This is a genomic window from Algibacter sp. Ld11, from assembly GCF_045066735.1.
Lineage (GTDB): Bacteria > Bacteroidota > Bacteroidia > Flavobacteriales > Flavobacteriaceae > Algibacter.
Genome location: NZ_JBISHH010000009.1, coordinates 63,208 through 78,742 on the forward strand (window position 1 = coordinate 63,208; position 15,535 = coordinate 78,742).

The window sequence follows — 15,535 nt, forward strand, 5'->3', positions numbered from 1 at the left end:
AACGCTTGGAGTTTTTTCCTTTTAAAAATAACAATAATATTAAACTAATACTATAATCTTACATTAACTATTTCGACTCGAAATTATCAGGAATGGTTAATGGTAAATACCAGTTTTCTGGATTTAATAATTTTTGACCAACAGTTGCTGCTGCTCCACTTTCTCCTGCAGTTACAAACTTATTTGCAACAGCATCCGCTAATATTGTTGGATCGTTACTTCTAATTGAAAAACGAACTAAATCTTCCCATCTGTTTCCTTCAAAAGCCAACTCTAAGGCAGCCTCATTAAGAATTAAGGCACCTACTTGCTCGATAGCATCGCTACTTGTTACATCGATATCTAAACCTACCGGAGCCATACCTACACGACCACGAACCCCTAAGTATCCAGAAGTTGGCTCATCACTAGAATTAGTAGCATAATAAGTGTTTATATCAAAGTTTAAATAAGCTTCCGCGTTGTCAAAAATAGGAGCATCAACAGGGTCTACATCAGGATTATTAAAAATACCATTTAAAATAGCTAATGCCTGTTCTGGATGTCCTGCGTAATTAATAGCCTCTGCATATCTTAAATATACTTTAGCTGCTCTATTCCATGTAAAATAATCGTATTGATATTTTTTAATTGGAAGTAAATCACTAAAAGCATCAACTGAGCTGCTAACTCGTGTATCTACTCCTTCAATCTTTGGCTCACCTTCAAACCCTACAGATTGATCCGCCCAGTTATATATAATTGATAATGAAGCTGATAATTGATCTGTGACCACTGTAAAGCTATTGTTAGGCTGTCTATATTGTTCACTAAAACCAACATAATTGATAACCTCACTGGTTCTAACGGTTTCTCCGAATATATTTAACCAACGGCTTACTGTGCTATAAACTCCTCCTGACTCTGTAACCGTTACCGAATTAGATCCAGATAAATATAAAACACCTTGTAAAGCCTCTTTATCAAAAAATGCTTTATATCTCGTTGCTGCTAGTGCATTGTTTCCTTTCCATAAATGTAAGTCTCCCAAAAGAATATCTTGATCAGGAATCATATCAAAAATTGAAAACCCTAAAGAGCCTGCATATTTTGTTACATTCTCTACACCTTCAACCTCAGCTAGATTAGAAATTAATTGATCTAAAGCTTGATCTACTGATAATAAAGGGTAAGTATCGTCCAGTTCATCACTCGTTCTAATTGGTTTAGTAATGTATGGTAACTTTCCGTAATTAATTAGAATTTGCATTTGCGCCCATGTTCTAATTCTTAAAATAGAAGCGTAATCATCTAATAATTGATTTTCGTAAGCATCGGTATCAATACCTTCTAAAGCAAAATTACAGTTATTGATAATAGAAAACATAGTCGTTAAATCTGCATAACTATTATCTTCACTTATGTTGTGGTTGTTAACTTCTTGAAGCTCATCAATAGAGTTTGCATTGACATTTACTAAATCTGCACGCAACTCACCTAGCACTACATATTGCCCTACAACGTCTTGTAATTGAGAAAGTACTCCAAACAATGCCGATCTAGCATCTATTTGATCGTCGCCAAGGTAATCCTCGGCAAGCAATACTTCTTCAGGTTCTACTTCTAACAAACTCTCGCAAGAGGTTAAGAGCGTTAATCCGAAAAGTATGCTGAACGTAATATTTCTATATTGTTTCATTTATATCTATTTTTTTATTTTGAATCTATTATACAAAAATTATAGTCCTACTCTAACTCCAACTAAAACTGAAGTGTATTGAGGTGTTAAACCGGCATCGATACCTTGTAAATAACTTGTTTGAGACGAGCTTACTTCTGGATCAAACCCTAAATAATCTGTAATTGTAAATAAGTTATTTGCCGTTAGAAAAACTGTTGCATTAAAAAAGTTTGGACTATAAGATAATGATAAGGTTTTTAAACGAATGTAAGATCCATCTTCTATCCAACGGTCTGAAAACCTTGAATTACCAACAGCATCTCCATAAACTGCACGAGGTATATTGGTGTTTTGATTTGCAACCGTCCAACGGTTTGCTACCGCTTCACTTTGGTTAGCTAAACCAGACATAGATTCTGTTTGCCAGCGTTGTGCATTGTAAACATCGTTTCCTTGACTGAATGAAAAGATAGCCGATAAGGATACATTTTTATATGTAAATGTATTGTAAACCATACCTGTAAAATCTGGATTAGGATTACCAATTACTACACGATCGTCTTCATTAATCACATTATCTGAAGTATCACTATTCACAAAACGAACATCACCTGCTACAAATGGTTGCTCGAATCCTGCAAAATCTACCCAATTTAAACCTTCGGCTGAAGCTTCTGTAGCATTATTATAAATACCATCTGTTTTGTACCCGTAAAATAAACCTAGCGCACTGCCTTCTTTATTAATTATTGTCGCGTTTACACCAGCTATTTCATATATCTGTTGATCTCCAGGTAATGAGATAATCTTGTTTTTGTATTGAGAAATATTTCCTCCAACATCCCACGTAAAGTTATCTGTATTAATAACACGTGCATTAATCCCTAATTCGAAACCTCTATTTTTAAGTTTTCCATCATTAGATAAGAATCCTTCACTACCAAAAACAGGGCTAATACTTGTTTGGTTTAATAAACCATCTGTAACATTGTTAAAATAATCTAAGTTTACAGATACGCGTTCGTTTAACAATCCTAAATCTAAACCTATGTTAGCTTTAGTTGTTTCTTCCCAACGGATAGAACTTTTAGCAATGTTACCATTAATAAGTCCTGTTCCTTCTAAAAATCTAGTAGAAACAAAATAAGATTCTGCATTGTAGTTTCCAATACCATCGTTACCTGTTAAACCATAACTTGCTCTAAGTTTTAATTTATCGATAAGATTGTTGTTAGCCATAAAGTTTTCTGAAGAAATTAACCACCCCACTCCTAGACCAGGGAAAATACCGGTAGATTTAGCATCTCCAAAACGAGATGAACTATCTAAAGCTAAATTATAACTAACAAAGTATTTATTTAAAAATGAATAATCTGCATTAGCATAAAGTGATGCGTATTTCCAGTTACCTATATTACCAGAAGTAACAAACGTATCTCTATTACCATTATTAAGTGATGTAAATTGATCGTCTCCAGAGTTACCACTAATAGAGTATGAATTCTCATAATCATTTTGGTTGTAACGCACTCCTAAGTTTATTGAGAAATCGTGAATATTATCAACGTTTAATTTATAGTTTAATCGTGTATCATTATAAACAGAAAATAAACTCTCTACACTTACTTTTGATGTGCGGTAAAAAGCATCACCGAAATCGTTGGTTTCTTCAGACAATCCTAAATCTGGTAAGAATACATTTTGTCTGTTTTTAATATAATTAACACCCGATAAAGAACTCAATGTTAATTTATCCGAAATTTTATAACCGAAGTTTAATTGTCCGTAAAGGTTATAATCTTTAGCTACAAAGGTTGCAACATCGGTAATAACTACAGGGTTACTAAAGCCACCAATATCATCAACATCTTGATAAACATCGGTTACTACACCATCTGCATTCTCTGTATAAGGTGCCAAAAACGGAGATTTATTAAGAGCAGAAAATATTGGAGATGTGCTTAACAAACCATCGTCATACAAACTTCTATCTGTATAACTTACACTTAAGTTTGTTGATAAAGATAATTTATCTGTAATGTTTGTATCAGCATTAAAACGTGTTGTAAAACGCTCGAAATCTGAATTAGAAATTACACCACCGTTAGTAGAATAACCAACAGATAAACCATATTTAGCAATCTCATCACCACCGGTTACTTTTAAATAGTACTCATTAACATAGTTATCATCGAATACTTGTTTTTGCCAATCGGTAGAATTATGATACTTTTCATAATCTTGAAACGACGTACTCTCATTAAAATAAGGCAAATTACTTATTTCGCTATTAGTATAAAGCCCTGAACTATTTAATTGGTTAGATAAATACGTTTTGTATTGATCTGCATTCATCATTCTAATATTATCTGGAGAAATATTTAAACCTGCTTGCGCATAGAAATCTATTTTAGTTGTAACATCATCCGTTTTATTAGTTTCAATAAGTATTACACCATTTGCAGCTCTAGATCCGTAGATTGAAGCCGCATCTTTAATTACTGTAATATTTGCAATATCCTTTGGGTTTATATCCGATAACGGATCGTAACTATACCCTCTAATAATAGAATTATTATTAAATGTATTAGTTTCAATCATCATACCATCTACAACTATTAAAGGCTGTGTAGAACTGTTTAAAGTATTGTACCCTCTAATAAAGTTATTAGAACCAATACCCGGAATTCCGGAACGCATTATACTGCGCATACCGCTTACCTCATTGCCGGTAATCATATTTGCAGCAGACTCACGTGCCGTAGCAATATTACCTTCTCTTACAGAAACAGCGCCCACTACAGATGAATTGCTTTTAGCTCTAAGTGGTGTATTTATGTCTCTATAATACGTATTGAAATCCTTCTTATTAATTTTAATTTCAACTTTAGACCTTCCTTTTAAGGCAAACTCTTTATTTTGAAATTCTTGGCTACTTAACGTAAGTGTAGCTCTACCGTCTGGAACTTTTATCGAGAACGTACCTTTTTCGTCTGTTAAAACAGAAGAAAACTTACCCGCTCGAACATTAACGCCGGCCAAAGGCTCTTTATTAGTAGCGTTAAGTACCGTTCCCGTAACTATTTTATTCGATTTTTCTTGTCCTTGCGATGCAAAAGTAATTCCGAAAAATAGAATGAAAAGCAGGGAATATGTATTTTTTATTTTCATCATAATCAGATAATTCATGTTTGTTTTTTAGTTAAAATACTTACTCTACTGGCGTTAATTCTATAAAATCAAGACCAAACTTACGATCGTACAGTAGAAGTTCTGGCTCACTAACATCTACAATAATTTTAAGTTTTACAAAGTATTCATTATCAACCTCCTCATTAATAAATACAGGAATATCATAAGTATCGCCAATGGTAATAACACCATCTTCAAGATTACTTACTATTAATGGGCCAATTTCGTTTACTATTACGTTTTTATCAGCATCTGTATAACTAAATTCAAACCTCAACTTTGTTTCTTGAGATGCTCCTACAGGAGTGAATCTTAACTTAATATTATAACTTGCAGATAACACATTGCTAAATGCTACTTCAAAATAGTTATTACTATTGCTCGCATCTGGGTTTGCTAATAAACTTACCGTATTTGTAAATGAACCTGAAGCGGTTCTATCAAAATTTTGAACTACTGTAAAGTCTGATAAATCACCAATAGTTCTTCTTTTATTATCTTCAACCTCATATCCTATAGGTTTATACATAACATTTTCTGGTGTGTAATCTAAATCACTTACTAAAAGCACATTGCCATTACTTAATGCTTCATTATCCATTATAGAACCAGCATCTAGCGTTACAAAATTACCAACAGTATTTAAAAGTAACGACCCGTCTAAATCTTCTTGTTCAAATGCTGGAAATGTTAAATTGCTAAATATTGTTCTATCTGTATTACTCTTTACCGAATCTTCAATTGGGAATTTATAATACTCCTTAAAACGATCGTAAATTCCTGTGTAAGCTTCATCGCCTAAACCAATAAACGTAAAACGATCTTCTTCAGAACTTAAATCTCCTATTGTTTTAAACTGTGTATTTGATGCGCTAAAAATAGAATCGTAAACCGTTTGACCTAAAGTATTAGTCCCTGTTTTAACACTTCTTGCTTCGTCGAAAAGAATTTCGTTATACTGAGAGAAGTATTCCATTAAAACCGGAAACTCTTCTACATTGTCATTAAGGAACCCCCAAATGTTTGGTTTTACGCTTAATACGCTTGATACCTTATGAAGTATACCATTTGATGTTAGCAAATCTGCCTCTAACAAATCAACATCTCCAAAAGTTATTTGACCATTTACATTAGAAAACTCGATATACTTATCGTTAAGCATTTTTACAAATACAGGGGTTTCATTTATTGTTGAACCGTAAGAGAACCTAGAAATATGGTTACCTATTAATTGCGTTAATGCATCTGGATCGTTTAAAACATCGGCAGATACTAACGTTAAAGCTTCGTTGCTTGGCGCCCAAATTGTAAAAGCTTGCGATGAGCTTAGTAGCTCTTCAAAGCCTGTTTGTTTCACCAATTCTAAAAAGGTTGAATAGTTAGCATCGGTTGCTAAGGTCTCTAAAATGGTAGATTCCAACCTTTGATCTTCTTGTCCATAATGATCGTCCAATGCATCTTCCTTACAGCTAAATGTTACAAGGATAACAAGAACGGCACATATTCGACCTAGATTAATTATGAAATTATGTTTTTTATTCATTATAAGTTCTTTATTATTTATTTTTATTAATCAACTGGTACAAACTCAATATAATCAATAGGAATACCTCCTGATCGTATTGTTTCAAAACGTAAAACGTGGCTTTGTTGTTCTGGCATAAGTAAATCATCAATTACTATAAATCTTGCCCAGTTTGCTAAATCATAAGCAGAATTACCGCTATTATCAAAAATATCCGAACGCCCTCTTACATAACCACGCTCTCTTAACTCAAGAGAATCTTCATCTGGCCATCCTATACCTAGTTCACTTGGGTTAGATCTCATATCCCATTGCGATCCTATTGGCTGTCCATCCCAATACGTTTGAAATATTGGTCTACCATTATTTCCTTGGTTACCACATACTCTAAGTTCATATTTTCCTTTAGGAAGTACAGGTGTATCAAACTCAATCCATGTAACAGAACCTAAATTCAAGACAGTTCCTGCATCATAAGCAGCATTTCTACTTTGCCTAAGTATTCTAATTCGTGTTGCTGGAAAAACTCGAACCGATTCGAATTCTGTAGAATCAAACCAAGAATTAAAACCAATTTTACCTGCTTGTACTTCTGGCAAACCTGTTCCAAAATCAAAGATTACATGTTTTGCTTTAGGAATAAATATGGTTAATAATTTATCTACTGTATGGTATACACCATTTTTTGCAGGGAAATTACTGTCTTCAGAAATTAAAGACGTCCATGTATCATCTACGCCTGTTTCTGTTTCGTTTATTCTAAGTTCCGTATCTGTTTTAAAAGATTTTATAGCATTTTTAGGTAAAATTGTACTGATAAAAGAATTTTCAGGAAAATCTGCGGAATACAAGAAACTCTCTGTTGCATGATACCCCATAAACCTGTTTAATTCATTTAATTCGTCGGTATAATCAGCATCTCCTGGAGAAATATAATCTGCCAAATCTTGAAAAGAATTAATACCAAATTCAGCATAAACTGCATCTGATTCTGCTAAAATTGTAAAGTTATTTTTAGAACCTGTTTCACTAAAGTATTGAGAAAACATATCATAATATCCTGTTTGCCTTAAAGCTTCAATAAAAATAGTATGCTTACCTGCTTTTTCCATAACAACAGTTACTGGATCTACAAAAGGATTTAAAACTCCTGTAAGCGCATGTATAGTTCCATTATTTGTACGAATATCGTATTGATCTAAACCAACTTCTTTATTAATTTGGACATTAGCAATACCTCCACCTAATAAGTACGAGGTTGTAAGATAATCTCCGGTATAAGTTGTATCGGCCAATCGTCCTTCTATAAAGCTACTTGTAGTTCTACTCGTTGGTAACGTATGGAACTTTACTAGTATTTTTAAAAATTCTATTTGCTCTTCCGAAGTTAACTCCGCAACAGTGCTTACATTAAACCGCTCTTCTAAGAATGCCTTTATAGCTGTATTGGTAGGTGCTAAACAGGTATAGCTTCCGTAACTTCTTAATGCGGTGTAAAACTCTGTTTTTTGAAGAATTTCAACATACATAGAAAATTTGTCTGGGTTAGCTTCTAACACCTCTGAAATTGTCATGTCAGTAGTTTCACCATCTGTGGTAAAAAAGGTGGTTCCATCGAGAGGATCATTACAGCTATTTAATATTAGCATAAACATGCAAAGCCCTCCAAGCCAATTAATTATTTTTTTAGTTTTCATAAGTTTAGTTTTAGTTTTCGTAAAATGGATTCTGCACTAAATTATCATTCAAATTAATTTCATTTTGATAAATTGGTAAAAAGTAAGAATCAGGATCTGAGTAATAACTCAAAATCTGCTCATAATCATCTGCACCAGCTTTAAAATCAACTAGACTTAAAATAAGTTCTTGATTGGCAAAGTTATCACGACGTGCAAAACGCAGTAAATCGTACCAACGCTTGCCTTCGAATGCAAATTCTTTTTGACGTTCTAATAATAGAGCATTTAATAAACTAGACTCATCTCGAGAAACATCTAAAGGTGCAGAAACTGCACGCATATGTACATCGTTAATAAGTTGGTAAGCCATATCTAAATTCTTTCTATCTTCTGATAAAATATAAGCTTCAGCTTGCATTAGTAAAACATCAGCATAACGATAGAATATAAAATTATTATAATACTCATCACTCCCGCGGTATTCGCCAGTTTCATCTACACCTGCATATTTAAAAACAGCAAAATTTTCTCTATCATACGTTCCTAAGTGCGAGCGAATGTCATCTGGAAACTCCCTGTACAACTCGTTAATCCCTTGGTAAGCGACATAGTTAAGATTACTTACTTGAAATGAGTTTCTTAGTGTTGCTGAAATATCGCTAAACTGAAGTTCGAAAATACCTTCGTCTGAGTTTCCTTCAAAAAAGATACTATTAAACCACTCTTCTCCGTTAACTAAACTATAACGACCTAAATCTATTAATTCCTGAGCTGTATCTACACATTCTGTGTACTGCTCATTCCATAAATAAGCATCTGCAAGAATAGCAAGTGCTGCTCCTTTTGTCATTCTACCTTTATCATGAGCTGCAGATTGTGCATACGCCAAATTTAAATCTTCTACTGCTAAAGTTAAATCATTAATAATTTGAGTAAGAATTTCCTCTTCTGTATTTTTTGCTGGATAAAAATCGATTTGATTGGTTGATGTTGCAGTTAACACTAACGGCACTTCTTTAAAGTTTTTAACCAAAATTAAATATGCTAAAGAACGAATAGTAGTTGCCTCCGCTTTAAATGTATTTAATTCTTCTACAGAAAAAGTTTTATCTTGTTCCTGAGCGCCATCGGCAAACTCTAAAACTAAATTACAGTAGTTAATAGTAGCATAGAAGTTACTCCAGTTTGTTAATCCATCTGAAGGTATCATATAATTTCTCATTATATTTTCTAAACCTCCACTACCAGAAACCATCATTTCTGCTCTAAGTTCTCCCCACTTTAACACTCTATCGGTAAACCCAGATTGATTCATAGAGGCATAACACCCAGCTACTGCAGAACTTACTTGTTCTTTATTGTTCCAAAATTCTTGTTGAATTAAGTTGTCTTTTGGTTCTAGATCTAGATAATCGCTACACGATGATAGTGTTGCAAAAATCATCGGAACCATTATAAATATTTTGATTATGTTTCTTTTCATAATATTTTAACTTTTTATGCTATTTAAAATGATAGATTTACTCCTACCGTTATTTGTTGCGACCTTGGAGTTTGTTCCGCATCATAACCTAACTCTTGCCAATCGTTACTAATTCCTCCTTCAGGGTCCACTCCCGAATACTTAGTAAAAGTTAATAAATTGGTTCCTGTAACATAAACTGAAGCATTCGTAAAATTCAACTTATTAATAAAGGGCTTTGGTAAATTATATCTAAGTGTTATGTATTTCATTCTTAAGAATGAAGCATCTTCCATAAATCTATCAGACCCTAAAGTGTTAACAGTACTATTTAAGATAGCTCTTGGTATATCTGTTTCATCACCTTCAAATCTCCAACGTCTTAATACAGCTGTACTTTGATTATCAAAATCATCCATACTTTCCGTATTCATACGGGCAATATTCATTAATTTCTGATCATATCTAAAGTTGAAAAACGCATTAAGTTGAAAGTTTTTATAACGAATATTAGGTCCAAATCCACCAAATAATAACGGGTTTGCATTTCCTAAATACACCACATCTAGTTCGTTTATATTTCCATCTTTGTTAACATCTTCATACATCGCTTCACCTGGCTGAAACTCTTTACTATTATTAAAAACTAGATTTTTAGGTTCTCCATTAAGATCGTAAATAATATCTCCATTACCATCGCGTGCTACTAAATCTTCTTGAGAACTAAATACACCTAAATAACGGTAGCCATAAAAAGAACCGATTGGGTTGCCTTCTTGAATTCGTTTTAAATATCCACCGGGTCCTGTTGTTAATGGGTTCCCAGATTCTGCTACCTGAGCCTCTGTAATACGCTTAACTACGTTTCTATTACGAGCTACGTTAAAATTAAAATCTAATCCAAAATCTTCGTTATTAATTATTTTAGTTCTTACACTAAACTCAATACCTTGGTTACTAATATCACCTAAGTTTAAATAAGGTATTCTAGAAAAACCAGAAGTAGTTGGTATTGCCGTATTTTTAGTTAATAAATCTTTTGTATCCTTTTGATAGAATTCCAAATCACCACTAACTCTACGATTAAAAAATGAATAAGTAACCCCTAAATTCTTCTGAATAACAGTTTCCCAACGTAAATCTGTTAATTCCATACTACTTGGTATTACTGCAGGCTCATCTAAATAAGTATAGTTATAAGTTGTATACGTATTGTACGAACCATAGTTTGTACCTGGCGAGTTACCGTTTACACCATAACTAGCACGAATACCTATCTCGTCTACAAAATCTGCACTTTCCATAAAAGGCTCTGAAGACAGAATCCATTTTGCGGCAACACTTGGGAATGTACCATTTCGGTAATTGCTACCAAATTTAGAGTTTCCTTCCGATCTAATACCTCCACTTAAAATATAGCGATCAAGGTACTGATAGTTAAAAGCAAAGTTGGCCGCGAGCGTTGTGTTTTGCTCAAATGTAGATTCTAAAGAATTTCCAGACCCTTCAATTCTAATATTTGCAATAGGTGTTTGTATATCACTGGTTGGACTATTACTAGCAACAGACACATAACCTTGACTTGTTTTTTCGAATGTTTGAAAAGAGAAGCTCGATAAGAATGAATGTTTCTCGCCTAATTCTGGCATCCAAATTAATTTATTATCTGTACGCATTACAAAAAACTCACCATCATCAAAAGTTGACCTGTTGGCTGCTGAGTTTGTCCATGCTGCTCCAATAGCTTCTTCTGGCACAAATTGAGATTTTTTATCTACATTAATATCAAATGAAATAATGGATCTAAAATCGAAATGTTTGTTAGGTTTATAACTAAATCTAAAAACTGGCGTTATTCTATTGTTTTCAGTATTATTTCTTGACAACCTAGCCATTGCTACTGGATTGTAATAAGTAACCCCATTACCTTGAAAAGAATTTTCTGGGGTAAAATATTCATCTGTTAAATTACCATCTCCATCCACTTGATAAATAGATTGGTTTGGCATTTTAATTAAAGCTAAAGATCTTAAGTTAGCTTGACCTAAACTATTATCTTTTGCGTAAGAACGATCTAAAGACCCGTGACTATAAGAAAGCTCGGAAGCAATAGTAATTTTATCAGAAATATTGTAATCTAAAATAGCACGTGTTGTGAATAATTTAAAACCACTACCAACCGTTGTACCTAATTGATTTTTATAACTTCCGGAAACACGGTATGAAGATTTTTCTCCACCACCAGATACACTTAAGAAATGCTCATTAGTGTGTCCTCTTTGTGTAATTTCATCTATCCAATTAATGTTTTTGTTATACAAATTAAACAACTCGTAATCGGGATTGTATGCTATTGGATTGCTATCTGCTAAATTTGTATTAGTAGCAATCAACTCATCTTTAATTAACGTAGAATATTGGTCTCCATTTAACATTGGAATTCCTTCGGGTTGTTTTGATGTACTCCCTTTAAAGCTATAAGAAAATCTTGCTTTACCTTTTGCTCCACGTTTAGTTTTAATAAGTAAAACTCCGTTTGCCGCACGCGACCCATATTGCGCCGTTGCTGCCGCATCTTTTAAAACTGAAATTTCAGAAATATCATCTGGAGATACCCCAATCATGGATGCATATTGATCTTCATCGGCTGTAGAAAAATCAAAACCAGTATCAATTTGTGTTTCAAAAGGCACACCGTTAATAACAATTAATGGTTCTGAAGAAGCATTTAATGATGATGTACCACGAATACGGATAGATAAACCAGCACCTGGATCTCCCGAATTAGCTACAATATCTACACCACTTAATCTACCTTGTAATTGATCTACAATACCTGATGATGCTGTTTCACTAATTTCTTTGGTAGAGATAGTTTCCATGGCTGTAGCAATTCTTCGCTTATCCATTTCGAACTCACCAGTAAACACTTTTTTTGTTCCTCTTACGATAATAGCATCTAACTCTGCTACATCTTCTTTTAATCCAATATCTATTGTTGTTCTACCTCCAACAGTAATTTCTTTGGTAATAAAACCAATATAAGAAAAGGTTAGAACGTTATTAGCATCTAGCATTTTAATAGAATAATTACCATTAAAATCGGCGACAACACCATTAATTATACGGTTGTTTTTATCTTTCTCTGCGATGGTTGCACCGGTTAATGGCTGACCATCTGACTCTGAGATTACGGTTCCTGATACGCTTATTTGCGTTTGTGCAGACAGACTGAACGCTGAAAACAATACACAAACTATTATTAAGACATATGAATATGACCTGTATTTATCCTTCATATTTAAAAACTTTTAGTTTTATTATTTTATATAATTATTAGTTTCGTGTATTATAATTCTCTTTGATAATATATTAGTCATACTACCAGTTGTTACAGTATCTCCTGTTTCTTCGTTTGTAATAGAAACAGAGGTTGTTGTATTTACAACAGAAAACTGATCGTAAACTGGAGCAAAATCGACAATCTTACTGAAATACATCGAAGGAAAAGTTCCTGTAATTTTACCATCGGTAGGTAACGACTGTTGTATAAAGTGCTTTTTAGCAAAGTTTAAAAGATCTCTTTTTGCTATAGCTCTATCTAAATCATCCAACCCATTTACTATACTCGGATCCACAATAACTCCATCGCTAATAGCCTGCGCAACAGCACTGTTGTTAGGCGCAAATAATGTAAACGTTCTTTGCAAGTTTAAGAAGTTAATCAACTTATCATCTGAACCCACAATGGTAATTAATGCATCTGCACTTTCTAAAACCTCTATAAAAGATGAAAAGCTCGCAGAGTTCTCTACTAAAGTACCGTAAGTGAAATTTAACGGCATATCCATAATGGCACTCATTTCATAAAAGTTTCCATTATCTGTAACTTGGATATTCTCAACCTGAGCAGCTTCCATATCCTGAATATCTCCGCCACCTTGTGCTAAGTTACCTGCAGATGCATAGATAAACTCACCACTTCTTGCTTGAAAATAATTATTAGCATTAAAATCTATATCCTCATCAATGATTTGATTAAGAACAATATCGGCTATTGTTTTTCTAACATAAGCTATATCTGCCGCACTTGGAGAGGTTGCATCAGGATCTGGATATGTACGGTTGTTATTACCGTCTGGATCGCCTTCAACATCCATATAAATTACAGATACATCAGTAGGATCGTAAGAATCAAGATCTGTACGCACTGTAATTCTTCGAGTTGCACTGTTTGGATCTGCAATATCTACAAACTGATCGTTTCTTACACCTAAAATAGAAAAACGGACTGCATTACTTTGTAAAGCCGTATCAATTCTAAGATCTTGAACTGCCTGAAGCATGATAGAGTAATTAGGATCTAATAACAAAGGCCCCATTATAGTTCCAAAACTATTATTTGTGTACACTGTATTTACGCCTACAAAGAAACCATTGCTACAAAACTTTTTGTCGACAACATCTTCCGCTTTATAATCTACTAAACCTAAGCTTGTATCATAACTTTGACCAAAATAACTTGGACATATATCCCAATAGTTATTAAAGAAAAAAGGCGATATAAATTTCCCTAAAACATCTAAAGGCATATCATCATAAGAGCTATAAAACTCTCCTAAAATGCTATTACTAGTTAAATAACTTTCTAAAGCTTCATTGGTTGGTACTAATAAACCCCAAGCTTGTGCTAAAGTTCCATCGATATTGGTTGCATAATTCTCATCTGCGACATTAAATGGCAAGTAATCATTTTCTATTCCTGTTGAAAACACAAATCTGTAAATTTGCTCTGTTTCCCCTGTTTCTTCATTTAGCTCGTCTCTATTATATCTTAAATAAGCAAAACGTTCCAATATTCTTTTAAAACCAGAATATTTATCGCCATATTCCGAAGAAGAAAGATTTTCGTACATGCTTCTTTTAGGCTCAAATACTTTATCTAAAGCATAGATTATCCCATTTTCTGCTACAATATTTTGTTCTGTAACATTAGCACCAAACACTTTCATTTCTCCATCATTAAAAGTTTCATCTGGAAACATAAACTCGTAATCAGAATGTTGAATATCCCAATTGTCTAAATAAGATTGAATAAAATAGTTGGTTGTTTTTAACCTACCATTATTTTCTTCAACAACATATTGACCAGGCTCTAATTGATCCCAATCTAATATATGTTGTAAAGTATCTGTATTATATATTCTATTAGGCCTTTGATATTGCGTTCTACGTCTAAAACTTTGACCTAAATAAAATCGGTTTGGAAAGTAAGTTAACGTTGTAGTATTCCAACCATCAATAACGATTGAATATTCTACGATATCCAATATTCTCTGTGGTGAAATGGATTCTATATTAGATATTCCCTCAGCGGCCATATAAGCTTCGAACGCCTCATCTGTTGGAGCAAAAACTGTCCAAGAGCCACCTTTTATCAATGGTTCTTTATAAGCCGTTTGATCTAATGCTTGTAAGTAATAAGTAAAATTTCCCATGGACTCTAATTGTTGGTAAATTGTACCAGCCAAATTGTCGGGACGCGCGTACTCAAGCGGGTCGGGCTTACACCCAAAAGTGGCCATAATTATAAATAATATAATTATACCATTTCTATGCTTCATTTTTTGTACCATATTAATTGTAGTTAATTTAGAATTATTGTTTAGTTATTTAATTAGTTTCGGTTTATGTGTATAATTAGTTTTCGAATCAATTTCTAGAGCTAAAAGTGATTTAAACTCAAATGCTAAATTGTGTTAATTAATGTTAACCATTTGTTAATACAAACTTATAAAAGAATGCTCTTCAAGTATATAAATTATAGTTACTTAGAGATAAATTATTGCTTATTTACATGGTTTTAGCCCAATAAACACGTGGTTTTAAGTGATTTCTTACAAATAAATTACAAGCAAATTTATTTATTCTTAAAAAAGCATAAGCTTAATTATCAAATTAGCATTTTACCGTATTTAATTTTGCTTAAACGTTTAACAAAATAGCATTTCACTTTA

The 15,535-nt window shown here is 33.2% G+C and carries 7 protein-coding genes; all 7 read right to left on the reverse strand.

The window, feature by feature from the left end:
- Positions 1-67: 67 nt before the first annotated feature.
- Genes ACJJV4_RS04880 through ACJJV4_RS04910 form a run of 7 tightly spaced genes read right to left on the reverse strand, consistent with a single transcriptional unit; the run spans position 68 to position 15,142 of the window.
- Entirely contained in the window at positions 68-1,678 is a 1,611-nt protein-coding gene (locus ACJJV4_RS04880; protein ID WP_405292346.1) for a RagB/SusD family nutrient uptake outer membrane protein, read from the reverse strand.
- A 39-nt stretch (positions 1,679-1,717) separates the two neighbouring features.
- Positions 1,718-4,834 (reverse strand): SusC/RagA family TonB-linked outer membrane protein, encoded by a 3,117-nt coding sequence (locus tag ACJJV4_RS04885; protein WP_405292347.1) that lies wholly within the window; start codon positions 4,832-4,834, stop codon positions 1,718-1,720.
- 37 nt (positions 4,835-4,871) lie between these two features.
- Positions 4,872-6,395 carry a fasciclin domain-containing protein gene (locus ACJJV4_RS04890; protein ID WP_405292348.1) on the reverse strand — a complete coding sequence of 508 codons (1,524 nt, stop codon included), beginning with the start codon at positions 6,393-6,395 and terminating at the stop codon, positions 4,872-4,874.
- A gap of 26 nt (positions 6,396-6,421) precedes the next feature.
- Positions 6,422-8,074 (reverse strand): fasciclin domain-containing protein, encoded by a 1,653-nt coding sequence (locus tag ACJJV4_RS04895; protein WP_405292349.1) that lies wholly within the window; start codon positions 8,072-8,074, stop codon positions 6,422-6,424.
- A gap of 10 nt (positions 8,075-8,084) precedes the next feature.
- Positions 8,085-9,539: a RagB/SusD family nutrient uptake outer membrane protein gene (locus ACJJV4_RS04900; RefSeq protein WP_405292350.1), complete on the reverse strand. Its 1,455-nt coding sequence runs from the start codon at positions 9,537-9,539 to the stop codon at positions 8,085-8,087.
- A gap of 23 nt (positions 9,540-9,562) precedes the next feature.
- Positions 9,563-12,817 (reverse strand): SusC/RagA family TonB-linked outer membrane protein, encoded by a 3,255-nt coding sequence (locus ACJJV4_RS04905; protein ID WP_405292351.1) that lies wholly within the window; start codon positions 12,815-12,817, stop codon positions 9,563-9,565.
- Between the two features lie 21 nt (positions 12,818-12,838).
- Positions 12,839-15,142, reverse strand: coding sequence for a fasciclin domain-containing protein (locus tag ACJJV4_RS04910; protein WP_405292352.1), 2,304 nt, complete (start codon positions 15,140-15,142; stop codon positions 12,839-12,841).
- Positions 15,143-15,535 lie beyond the last annotated feature (393 nt).